Source organism: Streptomyces sp. NPDC012510 (genome assembly GCF_042955065.1).
In the GTDB taxonomy this organism is placed as follows: Bacteria; Actinomycetota; Actinomycetes; order Streptomycetales; family Streptomycetaceae; genus Streptomyces.
The window spans coordinates 334,025-354,336 of the sequence record NZ_JBIBEN010000006.1 but is presented as its reverse complement, the minus strand read 5'-3'; the positions used below and the strand labels follow the sequence as shown (position 1 = coordinate 354,336).

Sequence of the window (20,312 nt, the reverse complement as noted above, 5' to 3'; positions counted from 1 at the left end):
CAGGGGCCCGACTCATATCGGCGCCGCCTCGCTCGCTACAGCTTCTCCACCGGCGCGTACCGCAGCAGCAGCCGCTTCGGCTTGGTGTCTCCGAAATCGATCGTCGCCTCCGCGTTCGCGCCCGTGCCCTTGACGCCGACGACCGTGCCGAGGCCGAACTGGTCGTGTGTGACGCGGTCGCCCACGGCGAGGGAGACCACCGGCTTCTCGTTGGAGCGCCGGGTCGCGAAGCCGGACGCGCCCGCGGCGGAGGACCGGGAGCGGGATGACGACAGCGACGACGCGATTCCGGCGGCCGGGCCCGAGGACACCGGCGCGGAAGCACCCGTGCGCTTCCACTGCAGGTGGGTGGCCGGAATCTCCTCCAAAAAGCGGGACGGCGGGTTGTACGAGGGCTGGCCCCAGGCGCTGCGGAGCGTTGACCGGGTGAGGTAGAGCCGCTCCCGGGCGCGGGTGATGCCGACGTACGCGAGGCGACGTTCCTCCTCCAGCTCCTTGGTCTGGCCGAGGGCGCGCATGTGCGGGAAGACGCCGTCCTCCATGCCGGTCAGGAAGACGACCGGGAACTCCAGGCCCTTGGCGGTGTGGAGGGTCATGAGCGTGATGACGCCCGAGCCGTCCTCCTCCTCGTCCGGGATCTGGTCGGAGTCGGCGACCAGGGCCACCCGCTCCAGGAAGTCGGAGAGCCCGGCGGGTGTCGTACCGGCTGCCTCGCCCTCGCCCTCGCCCTCCGCGGCACCGGACTCCTGCTCGAACTCCAGGGCGACGGCGGCGAGTTCCTGGAGGTTCTCGATGCGTGTCTCGTCCTGCGGGTCGGTGGAGGCCTGCAACTCCGCCAGATAGCCGGTGCGTTCGAGGACGGCCTCGAGGACGGTGGCGGGGCCGGCGCCGGAGTCGACGACGGTCCGCAGGTCCTCCATCAGCGTGTTGAACCGCTTGACCGCGTTGGTCGACCGCGCCGCCATGCCGTACGCCTCGTCGACGCGCTTCAGCGCCTGCGGGAAGCTGATCTTCTCGCGCTGCGAGAGCGCGTCGATCATCGCCTCGGCACGGTCGCCGATGCCGCGCTTCGGCACGTTCAGGATGCGGCGCAGCGGGACCGAGTCCTCCGGGTTGGCCAGGACGCGCAGATACGCGAGGACGTCCCGGACCTCCTTGCGCTCGTAGAAGCGGACGCCGCCGACGACCTTGTAGGGCAGGCCGACACGGATGAAGACCTCTTCGAAGACACGGGACTGGGCGTTCGTGCGGTAGAAGACAGCGACGTCCCCGGCCTTCGCCTCGCCCGCGTCCGTCAGCCGGTCTATCTCGTCGGCGACGAACTGGGCCTCGTCGTGCTCGGTGTCGGCGACGTAGCCGGTGATCTGGGCGCCCGCGCCCGCGTTGGTCCACAGGTTCTTGGGGCGGCGGGACTCGTTGCGCTCGATGACCGCGTTGGCGGCGGACAGGATCGTCTGCGTGGAACGGTAGTTCTGCTCCAGCAGGATCGTCGTCGCGTTCGGGTAGTCCTCCTCGAACTGGAGGATGTTGCGGATGGTCGCGCCGCGGAACGCGTAGATCGACTGGTCGGCGTCACCCACGACACACAGTTCGGCGGGCGGCACGTCCCACTCGTTGGGCGGTACGTCGGCGGGGTGCTCGGAGGTGCCAACCAGTTCCCTGACCAGGGCGTACTGCGCGTGGTTGGTGTCCTGGTACTCGTCGACGAGGACATGGCGGAAGCGGCGGCGGTAGTGCTCGGCGACGTCCGGGAAGGCGCGGAGCAGGTTGACCGTCGTCATGATCAGGTCGTCGAAGTCGAGCGCGTTGGCCTCACGGAGGCGGGACTGGTAGAGCGCGTAGGCCTGGGCGAGGGTTTTCTCGAAGCCGTCGGAGGCCTGGGCGGCGAAGTCCTCCTCGTCGATCAGCTCGTTCTTCAGGTTCGAGATCTTGGCGCTGAAGGACTTGGGCGGGAAGCGCTTGGGATCCAGGTCCAGATCACGGCAGACGAGCGCCATCAGCCGCTTGCTGTCGGCGGCGTCGTAGATCGAGAAGGAGGACGTGAAGCCGAGCTTCTTCGACTCGCGCCGGAGGATCCGTACGCACGCGCTGTGGAAGGTCATGACCCACATCGCGTTCGCGCGCGGGCCCACGAGGTGCTCGACGCGCTCCTTCATCTCACCCGCGGCCTTGTTGGTGAAGGTGATCGCGAGGATCTGGCCCGGGTGGACCTGCCGCTCGCCGAGCAGATGAGCGATGCGATGGGTGAGCACACGGGTCTTGCCGGAGCCGGCGCCGGCCACGATGAGCAGGGGGGAGCCGGCGTGCACCACGGCCGCGCGCTGGTTCTCGTTCAGCCCGTCGAGGAGCGCCGCCGCGTCCAGGGCGGGGCGGGGGGCGCCGTCGCGGTAGTACGCGTCCCGGTCGGGCGGCACGTCGAACTTCCCGCCGAACAGATCGTCCGGAATCGACTCCGGTACGTGATCGTCCTCGGGCGGCGGCGGGGGCTCCTCCGCGTGGCCGCGGGGGGCCTGGAGGTCCGCCAGGAAGCTGTCGTCAAAGAGGCTGCTCATCGCTGTCCGAGTCTAGGCGCCCGCACTGACAGCGCGGGGCCGCCCCGGGAAGTCCGCACCGCATACGCACCGTGCCCATGTCGCGACGCCGAGCGATCGAGCGTATCGCCTATCGCGCCGAAGAGGCTAAGGTCACGAAAACGTATCGGGCATATCGAACATCAACCTTCACAGGGACCACACGAGTTGGCTAGCGTTTTGACAGGCCGTACGACCCAACCGGCGAACCTCGCCGGGCCGCACGGCCCCGCCGAGTCCGGCACGCCTCCCGTGGCAGCCGGAGCCGGGGACCCACCGATCTCCGGGGTGAATCGACCCGACCGCCGCCCGCGGCGAGGGTCGTAGGGCAAACCTTCCGAAAGCATGCGCCCGAACCCGACAGCTAACTCGGTAGGCGGAGTACGGAAGGAGTCGCCGAACCATGGCGCACCGCAAGCCGCGCCCGGCCGGCCGGACGCGCGCGGGCATACGCACGCCCGCGCTCGCCACGGCCGCCCTCACCTCCGTGGCCCTGCTCTCCCAGACGGCCACCGCCGCCCCGTCGACGGACGACAAGCCGAGCCTGGAGGAGGTCGAGAAGAAGGTCGACGACCTCTACCGTCAGGCCGGGTCGGCGACCGAGAACTACAACGCGGCAAAGGAGAGGACGACCAAGCAGAAGAAAAAGGTCGAAACCCTCCTCGATGACGTCGCCCAGCGCACGGACAAGCTCAACGAGGCGCGGGAGCAACTCGGTTCGTTCGCGGCCGCCCAGTACCGCACGGGCGCCGCCGCCCCCGACGGGGCGTCGTTGCTCCTGGCTGACAGCCCGCAGGACTACCTCGACCAGACCCAGCTCATGGACCGCTTGACGGACCGTCAGCAGGGCACCGTGGACGCGTACGTCACGCAGCAGGCCGAGGCGGCCGAACAGCGCCGGCAGGCGACCGACAGCCTCGACCAGCTCACCGAGTCACAGAACGCACTCAAGGCCGGCAAGGCCAAGGTTCAGGCGAAGCTCGCCGAGGCCCGCGAACTGCTGTCCACCCTCACCGCCGAGGAGCGGACCCGGCTCGCCGCGATCGAACAGCGGGAGCAGGAGGAGGCCGAGCGCAAGGCGCGGGAACTGGCACGGCAGCAGGCGGCAGCCCAGACGACCCAGGAAGCCCAGGAGGCGCAGGGGGCCACCACAGCAGCGCCCCGGGAGGCCACGGGGACGGCTCAGGGGGCTACGGGAGCCACGGGAGCCACCCAGGAGGAACCCTCCGCCGGCACCGAGAGCACCACCCCGGCCGAAGACTCCACCTACGCCTCGAAAGCCGCCAAGGCCCTCGCCTTCGCCCGCGCGCAGATCGGCAAGCCGTACGTCTGGGGCGCGACCGGCCCCGGCTCCTACGACTGCTCCGGCCTCACCCAGGCCGCCTGGAAGGCCGCGGGCGTCGACCTCCCCCGCACCACCTACGAGCAGGTCGACGCCGGCACCACGGTCTCCCTCGCCAACGCCAGGCCCGGCGATTTGATCTTCTTCTACGACAACATCGGCCACGTCGGCCTCTACATCGGCAACGGCATGATGATCCACGCCCCGAAGCCGGGGACGTACGTCCGCGAGGAATCCGTCTTCTACGACGGGGAGTCGTCGATCCACAGCGTGGTGCGGCCTGCGTAGCCGACGGGGGCACGGCTCGGCGACGCTCCTGCCCCCCGGCTCACGCCGTGCGAGCCCTCAGGTCCAGAGCACCGCGATGAAGACGTTCGCGGTGGTCAGCGCGCCCACCAGCCCGAACAGCGGCTTGTCCACCGTGCCCTCGTCCCGTTTGACGTAGACCAGTCCGAGGATCACGATCAGCAGCGCCAGCTTGACGCCGATCTTGATGTTGTCGACAGGCTGGTCGTCGGCCTGGTTCAGGCCGACGAGGACGGCGCCTGTGACCAGCATGACGAGCGCGCCGTGGAGCATCGCCGGGACGAAGCGGGCCGTGCCCTGCCCCATGGCCCTCATCTGGGTGAGGAAGCCCCCGAGCAGGGAGGCGATGCCGATGATGTGGAGGGCGACGAAGAGGTGGATGAGTACGTCCATGGGCGGAGCCTAATGAGAGGGGCGCCTTCGGTCGGGCACCGGGGCGGCCGCCGAAAACCCGTACCGATCTTGCATATATGCGCCCTATAGCACCGCCGCACCTGCGCCCGGTCCGAAATGCCCGCATCGGTCATCGCACAGCGTGAAGTCAGCGACGGCGGGAAGGGATCGCGGTCACATACGGTCACCTCCCGGTCGGTGCAAGCCAGTTCCGTACAAGACCCCACCGGGCCGCCGCAGCCAGGTTTACCGTCCTCCAGCAGGTGACCGGCTCCCCACCGCCGCCCGGGCCAGGGGCGGCAGTCGGACACCACCGCCGAGAAAGGTCCGGCGGCGTCCCGCTCCCCCTGTGCGGGCCGCCGCCGGACGCGTAACCGCTCCCCCAGGCGGTCCGTACGGACAGACCGATGTTCGTACAACGGACGGCGGTCGTACGGAGAGGACATGGAGTCCACGTGGCAGCGCACCGCAAGCCCAGACAGCGCTCGCTCGGCGGCCAAACGGTCCGCACGGCCGCGACCGTCGCCCTCGCGGGCGCGGCGACCGCGACCGGTTTCGACGGCACCGGGCACGCCGATCCACAGCTCACGCCTGAGCAGGTCAAGGCGAGGGTGGAGAAGCTGTACCAGGAGGCGGAGGTCGCCACCGAGAAATACAACGGCGCGAAGGAGAAGGCCGACAAGGCGCAGGAAAACCTCGAGGAACTGCGCGACCAGGCCGCCCGCCGGACCGATCGACTCAACTCGGCGCGGGACGAACTCGGTTCCCTGGCCGCAGCGCAGTACCGGAGCGGAAGTATCGATCCCTCCTGGCAGCTCGCGCTCTCCACCGATCCGGACCAGTACCTGGACGGCGCCGCCTTCGTCGAGCGGGTCGGCAGCCGTCAGGCGGCCGATGTGTCCAGCGTGCGGAAGCAACTGCTGGAGATCGAACGGCTGCGCGGAGCCGCCCGCGTGGAACTGGGCACGCTCAAGACCCGTCAGACGGAACTGAAACGGCACAAGAAGACCGTCACCTCTAAACTGACCACCGCGCGACAGCTCCTAGACCGGCTCAGCACCGAGGACCGGGCACGGTTCGACACCACCGGCGGCGCCCCGGGGCGCGCCTCGCGTACCTCCGCCTCGTCCCGGCGTGACTTCACCGGCCCGGCCTCCCCCGCCACCGTCCATGCCTCCGACTCCCGCGCCGCCGCGGCCGTCTCCTACGCCTACACCAAGATCGGCAGCCCGTATGTCTGGGGTGCCACCGGCCCCAACGCCTTCGACTGTTCCGGGCTCACCCAGGCCGCCTACCGCTCGGCCGGCATCTCGCTCCCCCGCACCACCTACGCCCAGATCAACGCAGGCCGACGCGTCGCCCGCTCCGAACTCCGCCCGGGCGACCTCGTCTTCTTCTACTCCGGCATCAGCCACGTCGGCATCTACATCGGCAACGGTCAGATGATCCACGCCCCCAACCCGTCCGCCCCGGTACGCGTGGCCCCACTCGACGAGATGCCGTTCGCGGGGGCTACGCGGGTGGCTTGAGCGGGCGGGGAGATCGGTCCGTGCAAGCCATTGCCCATCGGCTCTGTTCGCCTCTCCCCTCCCGAACGACCGAACGACCGAACGACCGAACGGCGGCCGGTCGCCGGCTCGCACGACTGCGACGACGTGAGCCCGCCGCCCCGGCACAGTGGGCGAGGGCTGTCAGACCAGGCGTCGAGCCGTCGCCCACCTCGTCAGCTCGTGACGGTTGGACAGCTGCAACTTCCGCAGAACGGCCGAGACATGGGACTCCACCGTCTTCACGGAGATGTAGAGCTGCTTGGCGATCTCCTTGTACGCGTAGCCCCGGGCGATGAGGCGCAGCACTTCGCGCTCGCGCTGGGTGAGCCTGTCGAGGTCCTCGTCGACGGGCGGGGCGTCGGTGGAGGCGAAGGCGTCGAGCACGAAGCCGGCCAGACGTGGGGAGAAGACCGCGTCGCCGTCCTGGACCCGGAAGATCGAGTCCACAAGGTCGGAGCCGGTGATCGTCTTGGTGACATAGCCCCGCGCACCGCCCCGGATCACACCGATCACGTCCTCCGCCGCGTCCGACACGGACAGGGCGAGGAATCGGACCGGCTGCTCGGTGTCCGCCATCAACGCCGAACAGCGACGCAGCACTTCGACACCGCCGCCACCTGGCAGATGGACGTCGAGGAGTACCACCTCGGGCCGCGTGCTCGTGATCACCGAGACCGCCTGGTCGACATCGGGCGCCTCTCCGACGACCTCCACGCCCGTGCGGTCCGTCTGCCCGATCTCGGCCTGTACCCCGGTACGGAACATACGGTGATCGTCAACCAGCACGACCCGGACATGCCGCCCGGGGCCGGAGGCCCCGGCGCCGATCCCGGTCCCGGTGTCGGTCCCGGCCCCGGTGTCGGCGTGGGTCGCGGAGGCGCCCGTCGTCTCTTCGGCCGCCCCCCGGTCCCGCGAGGCCGAGCTTGCCAGGTCACCACCCGGCCCGGTGCCCGAACCACCCTGTGCGGCACGGTCGTTGGCCCCGTTCGCGTCACTCATGACGTCGTCTCCGCCCTCTCCATCTCCAGCTCGACCTCCGTGCCGCCGTCCGGTACGGCGCGCAGCCGTGCCGTACCTCCGTTGCGCTCCATGCGGCCGATGATCGATTCTCTGACGCCCATGCGGTCGGCGGGTATCGCGTCGAGGTCGAAGCCTGGGCCGCGATCGCGAACGGACACGAAGACCGTCCTTCCCTCGACCTCGGCGAAGACCTGCACGGCACCGCCCTCGCCACCGTACTTGGCGGCATTCACCATCGCCTCGCGCGCGGCCTGCATCTGTGCGGTCAGTCCCTCGTCGAGCGGGCAGTCGCCGACGACGACCACCTCTATCGGAACACCGTGCTTGTCCTCGACCTCCGCCGCGTTGCGCCGCACTGCCTCGGCCAGGGTGTCGGGCTCGTCGTCCTCCTCCTTTCCGGTGCCCTCGGGCTTGTACAGCCAGGTGCGCAGGTCGCGCTCCTGGGCGCGGGCGAGACGGCGGACCTCGTTCGGGTTGTCCGCGTTGCGCTGTATCAGTGTCAGGGTGTGCAGCACCGAGTCGTGGACGTGGGCCGCGACCTCCGCGCGTTCCTGGGCGCGGATGCGCATCAGGCGCTCCTCGGAGAGGTCCTGGGTCATGCGGACGAGATAGGGGCCGGCCAGCAGCGTTATCCCCACCAGGACCGCGAGCGCGGCCTGGAGCACCGAGCCGAGGTGGTCTGCCGAGCCCTGCAGCACGAAGATGCCGGAGACGCCCGCGGTGACCAGCAGGACACCGGCCACGGAGCGCAGCAGGGTGATCGTGCGCCGGCGGCGGCCGACCTCGGCCCAGCGGGCGCGCCGGGCGTTGTCCGCCTGGCGCCAGACCAGGGCGACGCCGGCCGCGACGAACACGCTGGGCCAGAGGTAGGCCCTGGCGGCATCGCCGAGATCCACATTGCCCACGAAGACCATGGCCACGACGACCATGAGGAGGAGGGCTACTATCTGGCCCCGATCAGGCTTGCGGGCCACGAGTCTGCGGCGGCCGTCCGGGGAGGTCTCGGTGGCAATGGCCGGGAGCCGCTGATTGTCCACACCACCCACGCCCAGCGGCACGAAGAACCAGAATGCCGCGTAGACCAGGGCACCGAGGCCGTCCGCGAGGAAGAGGCCGGCGAACACGAGCCGCACCCAGGTCACGGGCAGGCCGAGATGTCCGGCGAGCCCTCGCGCCACGCCTCCGAGCCAGCGTCCGTCGCTGCTGCGGTAGAGCTTGCGCGGGGGCCGCGGAGTGTCGACTGGCGATGCTGCGGCTTCCGGCATGCCATCGATGTTCACACGCATGGCGGATCAGGGCATCAGGGTCGACCCCCGAGACGCCCCTGATCTTCGGCCCAGGAGCGGTCGAACACATCCCCTGACGGATATCAGGGTCGGACCAGGGTCATCCCGACTGCCATCGGAGCGGCGCGACGGTCACGATGGACGCATGACGCATCACCAGCACGCGGCAGCGGAGCCGGGCCCCGGCTCGGGTCCGGACGCCCGGCGGCCCAGCGAAGAGCCGCAGGACGCCGCGCCCTCACCGAGCACGGCCAGGGAGCCGCGCGCGCACGAGAACGCGGGCGCCCATACCCAGGCGAGCGTCGCGGGGGCACGGGCGAGCGCCCACACACGGGCGGACGCGGGCCCGCAGGCGTCTGCGGGCGCACCCGCGGATCAAGCGGTCGCCGCCGACCCTGCCGGTGTCTCCGCCGCTCCGCACAAGTTCCGCCGCGACCGGCGGTACAAGATGTTGGGCGGTGTCTGCGCGGGGCTCGGCCGACAGTGCGACATGGATCCGGTGATATTCCGGGTGGTGCTGGCGGTGCTCTCCGCGACCGGCGGCTTCGGCCTCATCTTCTACGGCTTCGCCTGGCTGTTCATGCCGTACGACGACGAGGAGGAGAACGAGGTACGCAAGTTGTTGACCGGCCGTGTCGACGGCCAGGCCCTGGCGGCCGTGCTGTTCGCGCTGGTCGGCTGTGGCGTCTTCCTCACCCTGCTGAGCAACACGACGGTCTTGACCTTCTCCGTGGTCGTCTCCCTGCTCCTGGCCGGCGCGGGCTACTGGTCGCAGCAGCGTGGCGCCCCCGATCCCGACCCGCTCGCCGCGCAGGCCGTGGCCGACGCCCCGCCGGAGGCCCAGGCACCCCCCGCGGCCGCCTCCTACCCCTCCTGGTGGCGCGACCCGATAGTCAAGGACGGGACGCATGTGGGCGGCACCGGTTATCTGTGGGGGCCGTGGGCGACCCGCGACCGGGACATAGCCGCGGCTGTCAACATCGCCCGGGGCGTTCCACCCTCCCGCCGGGACATACGCACCGTGCGCCCGCCGAAACCGCGCGGGCCGCGCTGGATAGGTGGCTGGGTCTTCCTGCTCGCGCTGCTCGCCGGCGGTATCGGCACCGGCGCGACATGGGACGACCGTTCCTTGGCGGCCGGCCTGCAGACCGGCCTGGCCTGCGCGCTGACCGTGTTCGGCCTGGGCATAGCCGTGAGCGCCCTCCTGGGCCGTACGGGAGCGGGGTCGATCTTCCTGGCCGTGGTCACGGCGGGCCTCCTGGCGGGTGCGGCGGCGCTCCCGGCGAACATCACCACCGACTGGGCCCGTACGGAGTGGACGCCGAGGAACGCGGACGGCGTGGCGGCCCGGTACGAGCTGGGCACGGGCGTGGGGACGCTGGATCTGTCGAAGGTGGACGTGGCGGAGGGAGCGACGCTCGCCACCAGCGTGGAGGTGGGCGCGGGCAAGGTGAAGGTCGTGGTTCCGCCGGACGTCGTCGTGCGGCTCGACGTCGAAGTGGGCCTCGGTGACATCCAGTTGCCGGGTGACGACAAGGAGGACGTGGACGTGGCACCGGACAAGAGAGATCGGCTGACGCTGTCCCCGGCGAAGGGTTCGGAGAGCGGTGGCACCCTCACGATCGACCTCGAGGTCGGTCTGGGACAGGCGGAGGTGGCTCGTGCTGCGTCATGAGTTCCGGCCGGGGAAGCTCGTCGCCGGCCTCGTCCTCACCGCCACCGGGGTCGTGTACCTGGGCGACGCGGGTGATGCCTGGGCGACACCGTGGTACGTCGTGATCCCACTCGTCGTCGGCGGGCTGTGCCTCGCGGGTGCGGTGGCCTTCCTGAGCCACGTGATACGAGGGCACCGGGCGTCCGTACGGCCGGGGGCGCCGGGGGCGGCCGGATCCGACGGGAACAACCGGGCCGACAGGAACGCCTGGGGTGACGGGATGGCGTGAAACCACCGAGCGGGCGGGCTGACAGACACGACCGGAGAGGAGGCGGCGGGCGGGGCCGGTCTGAAGGGGCGGGGCCGGTCTGAAGGAGGTGGGGAGGCCTGAAGGCGGTAAGGACGGCGGGCTCGGGCGGGGCCGAGATGGAGGGCTCGGGCTGGCGGGGCGCACAGCGTGTTCGTCCCCGGATACAGCCTCGGCAGCCCCCAGTAGTAGGGCTGCGACAGCCCAGGCGCAGGCTCGCGCGGGCCTGGGTGCAGGCGCAGGGCACGGGGGTGCAGGTTGGGTGCAGGCGCAGGGCACTGGGTCGCAGGGCTCAAGCGGGCGCGGATGGCCTCGCCGAGAATTCGGGCTCAATCGCGAGGGCTGAGCCGCCGTCGCTGGGGAGTGGTGGGCGGTGGCGGGGCAGGAACGGCTCAGCGGTAATCGCCCGCGCGGTGCCTGCTGGGGCCGTGGCGTCGGGAGCGGATGGCCGCGTCGAGGGAGAGGACCGGGGCGCCGGCGAGGATCAGGGGAATCCATGCCATGAGGTACGGGAGGTCGTTGCCGTAGTAGTACGGGGACGCCGACCAGCTGACCGTGAGCCAGAGGCTGAGGGAGATGAGGGCGCCGCCGAGGGCGGCCAGACGGGAGAGAAGGCCGAGGAGGGTGCCGATGCCGACGGCGAGCTCGCCGAGGGCGATGGCGTAGCCGAAGCCGACGGGGTTCTTGAGGGCCATGTCGATCAGAGCCGGGATGGCGGAGGAGTCTCTGGCGGCGCTCATCATGTCGCCGATGGAGCCGGAGCCGGAGGCGGCCATGAAGGCGCTGTCGGTGAGTTTGTCCAGGCCCGCGTAGATGAAGGTGACGGCCAGGAAGACGCGTAGGGGGAGCAGTGCGTAGCGGGTGGCTGTGTCCCGCCAGTCCTGGCCGCCGTCGTAGTAGGGGGTGTGGGAGTCCGAGCGAATGTCGTGAGTCATCGTCTGCGCCGCCTCTTGTCCACCGTGCCGTTGACCCCTCAACAGACGATACGTTCGCAAGGGTGGGGGTGCTCAAGACTGCGGTGGGGAATTTCCTGGGCGGAAGCCTCGTCCCATGGCCCTCCGGGAGCCCACCGGCGCGGGGCAGCTTCGAGGAATCCGCCCCGGCGATCCGCCGCTCGGGCGTCAGTCCGCCGAGACCTCGATCGTGTAGCGGTTGGTTTCGACGCCGGCTGCGGTGACGACCTGGACCTCGACCGTGCCGGGTTCGACGTCGGCGGGGACGGGGGCCGTGAGGACGGCGTCGGTGGGGTTGCTGAAGCCGCCGGTGACGGGGACGAGGGGGACGTGGACATGGATGGGGCCGATGCGGACGACCATGCGGGAGAGGCGGTCGGCGGTCTGGGCGCCGGGTGGGACGAAGCCGGCACCGCGGATCTCGATGTCGTCGCCGCTGCGGATGGGGGCGTCGAGGTCGCCGGCCTCGCGGGCGCGGACGACGGAGAGGATGACGGGGCGGCCGCCCTCCGCGTACTTGCCGGCGACATAGGTGGCGGACGAGACCAGGACGAGGAGGGCGAGGCCCCAGGGGAGGTCGGGGAGTTGGTCGGGGCGGCGGGCCAGGCGCACCGCGGCGAAGACCAGCGCGACGGTGCAGATGATCACGTACTGGATGTCCGTGAAGCTGCCCCGGCCCGAGTCGTCGGTGAGGAGGTCGGCGGCGCGGGGTCGGTGGGCGCGGACCTTCTGGAGGCGTTGCGACAGGACGCGGAGGCCGACCACACGGCGGACCAGGACGGCGATGCCGCAGACGACGGCTAGGACGGTCACGATGCCGGCGCCGTGGGCGAGGTCGAGGCCGGCGATGAGGGCGTCGCGTTCACGGTGGTCGGAGGCCGCGGCCAGGCGGCCGACGAGGACGAGGATCGCGTAGACGACGAAGAGCACCCAACCGGCGGCAACCGCGCGGGAGGTGGAGAGACGGTTGTCCTCGCCGATGACCGGGGCGAGGGCGCCACCGCGCGCCCGGTGCAGATATCCGGCACCGGTCAGGGCCGCGCCGACCAGCAGGGCGGCGAGCAGGCCCGCCGTGCGGGCGGCCGTCCAGCCCGCGCCGATCGCGGTGAGGGACTGGACGAGGAGGAGGGTGATGACGGCGGCCCAGGCGACGATCGCCGTGCGCAGCCAGAGGCGGGAGAGCCAGGCCTCGCCCTCGACGCGGCCGCGTTCGGCGACGAGGGCGGCGGACTGGGTGAGTTCGTCGGAGACCCACTGCCGGGAGGCGGACGCGGAGTGGGCGACTGCAGCGGGAAGCCCCTGCCCGGACGCGAATTCCTCCCGCTTCAGCAGGAATGCGGCAACCGCCCGCCGATGCCCCGCGCGTGCCCCGTGCGGGCAGTCGCCGCACGTGCACCCGCCTTCATGAGCGCCCGCGCCCATGCCCCCTCTCGCCTCCTGCACCGCCACGTCCGAGCCCGCCTTCCCGCGCCGCGTCCGCCTCCGCGTCCGCGTCCCTCGGCATCCGCCGTCACTGTCACTGTCACTGTCACCGCCATCGGCGTCGTCACCTCATCGACGCCGTCACCGCGCCGCCGGGCGGTCGTACGTACGGCCGCTCGCTACCACAGCCGTACCGCCGTACAGGTGCCCTGCGATGACGACGCATTGTGCCGTACGGAACGCGGCCTGGGTCCGGTGGGGCCGCTCCGTGCAAGGCGGGCGCGGGGTGAAGTTCCGGTCTTCGTGTTGACCCGGCCGGGGGGGGAGCCACGGCGTACTCGCAGCTGCACACGGAGGGGAAGCCGGGTCAGCTCAACAGATCCGGCTCGCTGCGGCTGATGTCCTGCCACAGCGGCTGGTAGTTGATCCACGCCACCAGATCACCGCCCGCCTGCTCCCGTGTCGCCGCGGCGAGCCGGTGTTCGATGAGGAGCGGCCTTCCGGCGGCCTTCGCGGTGAGCTGTACCTGGGCCGAGCGTTCCATCGACAGGAACCACCATGCCGCCGCGTCGACCGAGTCGCCGACCGTCAGCAGCCCGTGGTTGCGCAGCACCAGCGCCTTGCGGCTGCCGAGCACGGCCGCGATCCGGCGGCCCTCGTCCGCGTCCACCGCGACCCCCGTGTAGTGGTCGTAGAGGGCGTGGTCCTCGTAGAACGCGCAGGACTCCTGGGTGATCGGGTCGAGCAGGTCGCCGAGCGCGGCGAGCGCGCGGCCATGCACGGAGTGACAGTGGGCGACCGCGACGACGTCGGGGCGGGCGGCGTGCACCTGGGCGTGGACGGTGAAGGCGGCCTGGTTCACGTGGTAGTGGCCCTCTATCACCTGCCCGTCCTGGTTGGCGAGGACCAGATCGCTCACTGTGACGTGCTTGAACGGCATCCCGAACGGATTGACCCAGAAACAGTCGCTGTACTCCGGGTCGCGCGCGGTGATGTGTCCCGAGACCCCCTCCTCGAACCCCAGACGCCCGAAGATCCGCAGGGCCCCGGCCAGCCGTTCCTTGCGGTGCCGTCGCTCGTCCTGCGCCGACTCGTGCATCGGCGGCATGGCGAACCGGAGCTGTTCGGTGGGTAGGGGCAGGGGCGGTGTGGGCCCGTGCATGTGTCCTCCAGACTGACTTCCTTTACGAGGCGGAAGTTACCGTCGGCTCCCCATGCGGAACAGGTGCGTTCCGTGAAGAGAGTGCGTAACCGTTACGCAAGTCACAGAAACGTGCCGGACGCACACGCCCTGCTCGGGTCGAGCGATTCTTCCCCGTCGCTCCGGGTAACCGGACAGCAGTTGTCGGGTATCCGCGCGAGACTCGACGTATGCCAGAGAATCCTTCACGCTGGGCCGCCTTCGCCGCCGCCGAACCCGGGCTCGCGCAGACCGTCGAGGCGCGCTTCCAGGCCTTCACCCATCACGTCCTCGCCACTCTCCGCAAGGACGGCTCCCCGCGTACGACGGGGCTGGAGATCCGGTTCCTCAACGGCGACCTGTGGCTGGGGATGCTGCCGAACTCGGTCAAGGCCCTCGATCTGCGTCGTGATCCCCGGTTCGCGCTCCAGGCCAATCCTGGGCCCGGCACGGAGATGGGCGGCGGCGACGTACGGATCAGCGGTCGGGCGGTCGAGGTCGACGATCCGGCGGTCAAGGCCGCGTACACCGAAGAGGTGGAACCGCCGGAGCCGTTCCACCTCTTCCGCACCGAGCTGACGGAGGTCGTACGGACCTACATCGAGGACGACAAGTACCTGGTCGTCCAGGTCTGGAAGCCCGGAGAGCCGGTGCGGACCCTCAAGCGGACCTGAACCCGGGGCGCGGAGGCCGAGAAAGCGGGGCCTACTCCCACTCGATGGTGCCCGGCGGCTTCGAGGTCACGTCGAGGACGACTCGGTTGACGTCCGCGACCTCGTTGGTGATCCGGGTGGAGATCCTGGCGAGGACGTCGTACGGCAACCGGGACCAGTCGGCGGTCATGGCGTCCTCGGAGGAGACCGGGCGCAGGACGATCGGGTGGCCGTAGGTCCGGCCGTCGCCCTGGACGCCGACGCTGCGGACGTCGGCGAGGAGGACCACCGGGCACTGCCAGATGTCACGGTCGAGGCCGGCCGCCGTCAGCTCCTCGCGGGCGATGGCGTCGGCCTCGCGGAGCAGGTCGAGACGCTCCTTGGTGACCTCGCCGACGATCCGGATGCCGAGGCCGGGGCCCGGGAACGGCTGGCGCTGGACGATCTCCTCCGGGAGCCCCAGCTCCTGGCCGACCATCCGGACCTCGTCCTTGAAGAGCTTGCGCAGCGGCTCGATCAGCTTGAACTCGAGGTCTTCCGGCAGGCCGCCCACGTTGTGGTGGGACTTGATGTTGGCCGTGCCGGTGCCGCCGCCGGACTCGACCACGTCCGGGTAGAGGGTGCCCTGGACGAGGAACGCGACCTCGGGGCCCTCGTCGGCGATGATCTCAGCCTGGGCCTGCTCGAAGACGCGGATGAACTCGCGGCCGATGATCTTCCGCTTCTGCTCGGGGTCGGAGACCCCGGCCAGCGCCTTGAGGAACCGCTCCTCCGCGTCGACGACCTTCAGCTGGACGCCGGTCGCGGCGACGAAGTCCTTCTCGACCTGCTCGGTCTCGTTCTTGCGCATCAGACCGTGGTCGACGTACACACAGGTGAGCTGGGAGCCGATGGCCTTCTGTACGAGGGCGGCGGCGACCGCGGAGTCCACGCCGCCGGAGAGACCGCAGATCGCGCGCTTGTCGCCGACCAGTTCGCGGATGGCCTCGACCTGCTCCTCGATGACGTTGCCGGTGGTCCAGCTCGGGGTGATGCCCGCGCCCCGGTAGAGGAAGTGCTCCAGGACCTGCTGGCCGTGCGTGGAGTGCATGACCTCCGGGTGGTACTGGACGCCGTACAGCTTCTTCTCGTCGTTCTCGAAGGCGGCGACCGGTACGACGTCGGTGGAGGCCGTGACGGTGAAGCCCTCGGGGGCGGCGGAGCAGGCGTCGCCGTGGGACATCCAGACCGACTGCTCGTCGGGGGTGCCCTCGAAGAGGGTGCTGCCGGACTTGGAGACGTGCAGGGGCGTACGGCCGTACTCGCGCGCTCCCGTGTTGTCGACCGTGCCGCCGAGGGTCGTGGCCATGAGCTGGAAGCCGTAGCACATGCCGAAGACCGGGACGCCGGACTCGAAGAGTGCGCGGTCGAGGCGGGGGGCGCCCTCGGCGTAGACCGAGGAGGGGCCGCCGGAGAGGATGATCGCCGCCGGGTTCTTGGCGAGCATCTCCGCGACCGGCATGGTGCTCGGCACGATCTCGCTGTAGACCCGGGCCTCGCGGACGCGTCGGGCGATGAGCTGGGCGTACTGCGCGCCGAAGTCGACGACCAGGACGGTGTCGGGAGCGGCGGCAGCGGGGTTCGCTGATGACACGGGGTGCCTTCCGGCGGTTGGGCGGGGTCTGTGGTGCCGAGTCTACCGGGGTGCCCTCCTGTGATGCGGGCCCACCGAGGGCTCCGCCCCCGGACCGCCGAAGCCCCTTGGCAGTCACCACCCGACTCGCTCGGAGGAGGGGGCACCCAGTCTCGGCCTGCGCACGGGGCGGGTAGGTGCTGTTGCGGGGCGTGGCATACTGGCGTTCATGTTCGCGCACTCGACCTTTGTCTTTATCTATGGCAACCGGCCCACCGGCTGCCATGGTCGTGCTGCTTGAGCTACTGACAAGCGACTTCCCAGGCGCCCCGGGCCGACAAGGTCCGGGGCGCCTGGCGTTTCGGGGGTTGTCGGGGCGGGGTGGCCGATCGGATACGACGAGGAGCCACGGAGATGACGACCATGACGACCGCCTCCAGCGACAGGACGACCGCCGCCGCCGCGGAGAGGACCGGTGCTCGGACCGCTGAGGCGGCCGGGGTGATCAGTGGGGCGCGGGAGCGGATCGACGCGTTGGACGATCGGATCATCGGGCTGGTGCAGGAACGGATGGCCGTGTCGGCCGTGATCCAGGAGGCCCGGATCGAGTCGGGCGGGCGGCGCGTGAACCTGTCGCGGGAGATGGAGGTCCTCGCCCACTACCGGGACGCCCTCGGCAAGCCGGGTACCGCGCTCGCCATGACCCTCCTGGAGCTCTGCCGGGGGCGCATCTGACCGGCGTGCGGAGGCGGCGCACACGCGGCACACGTACGTACGCCTGCCCTCTCACCCGTACGGCGCGTGACCGTCGCACGGCACGCTTCGTTGGTGTCGGTGTCCGTGCCAGCCAGGCCCGGACCCGAAAGAACCACGCGTGGCTCCGCTGGAGCGATGAGGCGTGCGGATCATGCCGTGCGTCGTGGGACCTCGCTCCAGGGTGGTGACCGGACGGCAGGGGACAGCGGTCCGGTCACTCAAGGAAGCGGTCGGCTCCGGGGACGCCTGGAGCCGGCCGGCGGAACTGCTCAAGGGTGGTCGAGACGGTTGCGGAGGCCGTTGTCCACCACGCACGAGGCAAAAACAGGATTGAGGCACCGGCGCTGCCCTGACGTCGGTGCTGACGCGGAAGGGCCCCGCGACTTCCGTCTCGCGGGGCCCTTCCGCGTACCGAGTCCGGCATGGCGAGTCCGTGGTCTCAGCTCGTGGTCTTCGCCAGCTTCTCGACCTGTGCGTCCACCAGTTCGGCCGGGACCGTGGCCTTGTCCGCGTCGAGCATGTTCATCGCGTGGAAGCCGATGAGCGTCGAGCCGCTGCGCACCACCGTGAAGGACATCGGGATCTCGGCTCCCTCGATGTCGCCCTGCATCTTGTACGCGACGGCCTCGTCGCCCTGCCCGGGGGCGGTGAGGGCCTCGATCTTGGAGTACTTGCTGCCGACGTGCTCGTACTCGGTGCAGTTCTCCGTCGCCTTGCGCAGGTCGGCCATCACCTTCTCGGCGTCGCTCTGCTCGTGCGCGGCGAGGGCGAGGGAGATGGCACTGCCGGAGAGCTCGTCCTCCGGGGTGACGGTGCGGCCGACGCGGGCCTTCGCCTGCGGGTCCGAGGTGGAGTGGAACATGTTCGCGAGGGGCTGGCAGGCGCTCGGCTGCGCGGGAACGGCGTCGCCGGACATGCCCTCCGCGGGGAGGTCCGCGATCGCGTAGCCCTTGACGTCACCCTTCGCGAGGGCCGCCTCCTTCAACTGGGCCTCGGTCAGCGCGCCCGTGCCCGCCGTGTCCTTCGCCTTTCCGTCGGCCGAGGAGGATGCGGTCGCCGACGGCTTCGTCTCCGCGCCCTTCTCCTCGTCGCCGCCCCCACCACACGCCGCGGTGAACCCCAGCGCGGCCACCACCGAGGCAGCCACCGCCGCACGCGACATCTTCGAACGCATGTCCCCCACCTTCGACTCTCGTCTCAGCTCACAGAGGCCCCACAGGCCCCGTTCGAACATGTACTTGACATCACACCTCGACGTTTCGTTGCGTCACCCCCACCCCATTCGGATGTGACTCACGTCACTCAAAAAAACTGTGATCGCGGGGGCAACCCTTCGCGCACCTCGCAGGTCACACCTGGCACACGAGAGAAGGACCCGCGCTCGGAGGGGGGTGCGGGTCCTTCTCCGCTTTGCGTGGCCGCTCGTACCCGAGCCCGGCCGGGCCCTGCTTCGGCCTGCTTCCTACTTCGTAGGCTTCTTCAGCTCCTTCGGCGGCACCACCGGCACCGGGACCAGCGGCAGCCGCAGCGCGCCGAAGGCGTCCGCCGGAACCGCCGGGTGCGCGGGCTCCACCGGGCGGAGGCGTTCGTAGGCCGCGCCGGGGGCGGGGCGCTGGTCGGGCTCACCGTTGTTGGGCCAGTACGCCATCGCACGCTCGGCCTGGGCGGTGATCGTCAGCGACGGGTTGACGCCCAGGTTCGCGGAGACGGCGGAGCCGTCGACGACGGAGATTCCGGGGTGGCCGTAGAGGCGGTGGTACGGGTCGATGACCCCGTCGGCCGCCGTGGCGCCGATGGGGCAGCCGCCGAGGAAGTGCGCGGTGAGCGGGGTGCCCATCAGTTCACCCACGTTGCTGCCGGCGAAGCCGTTGATCTCGGCGGCGATCGAGGACGCGGCGGTCGAGGCGGCCTCGATCTGCTTGGGGTTGGGGGCGCCGTGCCCCTGGCTCGCCGTCAGCAGGCCTTTGCCCAGGCCCTTCGGCTTCAGGTACGTGGTGAGGGAGTTGTCCAGGGACTGCATCACCAGACCGATGATCGTGCGTTCCGACCAGCGGCGGTTGGAGACCGAACGGGCCACCAGCAGGGGGTGCTTGGCGGCGTGCCGGAGCCAGCCGAGGACCCGTCGGACGTCCGAAGCGGTGCGGCCCGCGTACGGGACCTGGAGGATCGACAGGCCCCCCATCGCGTTGGAGCCCTTGCCGTAGCGGACGGGCTCGATATGGGTGTTCTCGTCGGGGTGGATGGAGGAGGTGATGGCCACGCCACGGGTGAAGTCGACCTCGGGCGCCCCATGGGCCTTCTTGTAGCGGCGGTTGTCGGTCTGGGCGCCGACCAGGGCCTCGGAGTTGGTACGGGTCAGCATGCCCAGGCGGTCCGAGATGTGCGGGAGTTGGCCGTTCGCTTTCATCCGGTGCAGCAGGGTCTGGGTGCCGTAGGTGCCGGCCGCGAGGACGACCCTGCGGGCCTTCAGCACTCGGGACTCGCCCTTGCGGCGCTCGTCGGTGGGGAGGGTCGTCACGGCGTACCCGCCCTGCGCGTCCTCGGTGACGGCGACGACCGTCGTCATCGGGTGAACGACCGCGCCCGCCTTCTCGGCGAGGTGGAGGTAGTTCTCGTTGAGGGTGTTCTTGGCGCCGTGACGGCAGCCGGTCATGCATTCGCCGCATTCGGTGCAGGCGTTGCGGGCGGGGCCCACGCCGCCGAAGTACGGGTCCTCGACCGGTTCGCCGGGGGCGGCCTTGGCCGACCCGTCGGCGTCCTCGCCGTCACCGAAGAAGACGCCGACCGGGGCGAGGTGGAAGCTGTCACCGACGCCCATGCGCTCGGCGGCGGCCTTCAGATGGACGTCCGACGGGGTCATCGTCGGGTTGAGCCGTACACCGAGCATGCGGCGGGCCTGGTCGTAGTACGGCCGGAGTTCCTCCTGCCAGTCGGTGATGTCCTTCCACTGCGGGTCCTCGAAGAACGGTTTCGGGGGTACGTAGAGGGTGTTGGCGTAGTTGAGGGAGCCGCCGCCCACGCCGGCCCCGGCCAGGACCATGACGTTGCCCAGCAGGTGGATGCGCTGGATGCCGTAGAGCCCGAGTGCGGGCGCCCACAGGTAGTTCTTGAGGTCCCAGGAGTTCCTGGGGAGCGACTGCCGGGTGAAGCGGCGGCCCGCTTCCAGAACGCCGACCGTGTAGCCCTTCTCGGTCAGGCGCAGGGCGGTGACGCTCCCGCCGAAGCCCGATCCGACCACGATGACGTCGTAGTCGTAAGCGTCCTGGGGCACGTGTGCTCCTCGTCGAGTGTCCGTGCGGGTCGTGACC

16 protein-coding genes and 1 riboswitch are annotated in these 20,312 nt (G+C 70.4%); of the genes, 6 read left to right on the top strand and 10 right to left on the bottom strand.

The genetic code is table 11. The annotated features are described in order from the left end of the window. Nucleotides 1–35: 35 nt before the first annotated feature. Complete coding sequence (gene pcrA, locus ACFY9I_RS14240; RefSeq protein WP_391001144.1) at nucleotides 36–2,552, bottom strand: DNA helicase PcrA; 2,517 nt, start codon at nucleotides 2,550–2,552, stop codon at nucleotides 36–38. A 252-nt stretch (nucleotides 2,553–2,804) separates the two neighbouring features. Beyond that, nucleotides 2,805–2,965: riboswitch (cyclic di-AMP (ydaO/yuaA leader) on the top strand. Between the two features lie 8 nt (nucleotides 2,966–2,973). Here pcrA and ACFY9I_RS14235 point away from each other — a divergent pair. After that, the gene (locus tag ACFY9I_RS14235; RefSeq protein ID WP_391001141.1) at nucleotides 2,974–4,200 is read left to right on the top strand and encodes an NlpC/P60 family protein; all 1,227 of its coding nucleotides are present in this window, start codon (nucleotides 2,974–2,976) and stop codon (nucleotides 4,198–4,200) included. 57 nt (nucleotides 4,201–4,257) lie between these two features. On the opposite strand, the gene ACFY9I_RS14230 is transcribed toward ACFY9I_RS14235, so the two are convergent. After that, on the bottom strand, nucleotides 4,258–4,611 hold the full coding sequence (locus ACFY9I_RS14230; RefSeq protein WP_391001138.1) for a hypothetical protein: 354 nt from the start codon (nucleotides 4,609–4,611) through the stop codon (nucleotides 4,258–4,260). A 455-nt stretch (nucleotides 4,612–5,066) separates the two neighbouring features. Here ACFY9I_RS14230 and ACFY9I_RS14225 point away from each other — a divergent pair, with 455 nt between their 5' ends. Then, nucleotides 5,067–6,140: an NlpC/P60 family protein gene (locus tag ACFY9I_RS14225; protein WP_391001135.1), complete on the top strand. Its 1,074-nt coding sequence runs from the start codon at nucleotides 5,067–5,069 to the stop codon at nucleotides 6,138–6,140. Between the two features lie 162 nt (nucleotides 6,141–6,302). Here ACFY9I_RS14225 and ACFY9I_RS14220 read toward each other — a convergent pair whose 3' ends face one another. Both ACFY9I_RS14220 and ACFY9I_RS14215 read right to left on the bottom strand, forming a co-directional pair. After that, on the bottom strand, nucleotides 6,303–7,160 hold the full coding sequence (locus ACFY9I_RS14220; RefSeq protein ID WP_391001133.1) for a LuxR C-terminal-related transcriptional regulator: 858 nt from the start codon (nucleotides 7,158–7,160) through the stop codon (nucleotides 6,303–6,305). Then, a complete protein-coding gene (locus ACFY9I_RS14215; RefSeq protein ID WP_391001130.1) occupies nucleotides 7,157–8,446 on the bottom strand; it encodes a PspC domain-containing protein in 1,290 nt (429 codons plus the stop codon). Before ACFY9I_RS14215 ends, ACFY9I_RS14220 begins: the two co-directional genes overlap by 4 nt. Before the next feature lie 166 nt (nucleotides 8,447–8,612). Here ACFY9I_RS14215 and ACFY9I_RS14210 point away from each other — a divergent pair, with 166 nt between their 5' ends. Beyond that, a complete protein-coding gene (locus ACFY9I_RS14210; protein WP_391001127.1) occupies nucleotides 8,613–10,142 on the top strand; it encodes a PspC domain-containing protein in 1,530 nt (509 codons plus the stop codon). Beyond that, nucleotides 10,129–10,410, top strand: coding sequence for a hypothetical protein (locus ACFY9I_RS14205; protein WP_391001124.1), 282 nt, complete (start codon nucleotides 10,129–10,131; stop codon nucleotides 10,408–10,410). The genes ACFY9I_RS14210 and ACFY9I_RS14205 overlap by 14 nt, the downstream gene beginning before the upstream one ends. Before the next feature lie 410 nt (nucleotides 10,411–10,820). Here the strand turns inward: ACFY9I_RS14205 and ACFY9I_RS14200 are convergent, their stop codons facing one another. The 3 genes from ACFY9I_RS14200 to ACFY9I_RS14190 form a co-directional block, all read right to left on the bottom strand. Then, nucleotides 10,821–11,363, bottom strand: coding sequence for a DoxX family membrane protein (locus tag ACFY9I_RS14200; RefSeq protein WP_391001121.1), 543 nt, complete (start codon nucleotides 11,361–11,363; stop codon nucleotides 10,821–10,823). A 186-nt stretch (nucleotides 11,364–11,549) separates the two neighbouring features. After that, nucleotides 11,550–12,830 carry a hypothetical protein gene (locus ACFY9I_RS14195; protein ID WP_391001118.1) on the bottom strand — a complete coding sequence of 427 codons (1,281 nt, stop codon included), beginning with the start codon at nucleotides 12,828–12,830 and terminating at the stop codon, nucleotides 11,550–11,552. A gap of 340 nt (nucleotides 12,831–13,170) precedes the next feature. Beyond that, on the bottom strand, nucleotides 13,171–13,965 hold the full coding sequence (locus ACFY9I_RS14190) for a class II aldolase/adducin family protein (protein WP_391001115.1): 795 nt from the start codon (nucleotides 13,963–13,965) through the stop codon (nucleotides 13,171–13,173). Between the two features lie 209 nt (nucleotides 13,966–14,174). Between ACFY9I_RS14190 and ACFY9I_RS14185 the strand changes: the two genes are divergently transcribed. Then, complete coding sequence (locus ACFY9I_RS14185) at nucleotides 14,175–14,657, top strand: pyridoxamine 5'-phosphate oxidase family protein (protein WP_391001113.1); 483 nt, start codon at nucleotides 14,175–14,177, stop codon at nucleotides 14,655–14,657. Nucleotides 14,658–14,688: 31 nt separating this feature from the next. Here ACFY9I_RS14185 and guaA read toward each other — a convergent pair whose 3' ends face one another. Next, on the bottom strand, nucleotides 14,689–16,269 hold the full coding sequence (gene guaA, locus ACFY9I_RS14180) for a glutamine-hydrolyzing GMP synthase (protein ID WP_391001110.1): 1,581 nt from the start codon (nucleotides 16,267–16,269) through the stop codon (nucleotides 14,689–14,691). 393 nt (nucleotides 16,270–16,662) lie between these two features. Between guaA and ACFY9I_RS14175 the strand changes: the two genes are divergently transcribed. After that, entirely contained in the window at nucleotides 16,663–16,983 is a 321-nt protein-coding gene (locus ACFY9I_RS14175; protein WP_391001108.1) for a chorismate mutase, read from the top strand. A gap of 460 nt (nucleotides 16,984–17,443) precedes the next feature. Here ACFY9I_RS14175 and ACFY9I_RS14170 read toward each other — a convergent pair whose 3' ends face one another. Further along, complete coding sequence (locus tag ACFY9I_RS14170; RefSeq protein WP_391001105.1) at nucleotides 17,444–18,178, bottom strand: hypothetical protein; 735 nt, start codon at nucleotides 18,176–18,178, stop codon at nucleotides 17,444–17,446. Between the two features lie 288 nt (nucleotides 18,179–18,466). Continuing rightward, nucleotides 18,467–20,275, bottom strand: coding sequence for a GMC family oxidoreductase N-terminal domain-containing protein (locus ACFY9I_RS14165; protein WP_391001103.1), 1,809 nt, complete (start codon nucleotides 20,273–20,275; stop codon nucleotides 18,467–18,469). Nucleotides 20,276–20,312: the final 37 nt, after the last annotated feature.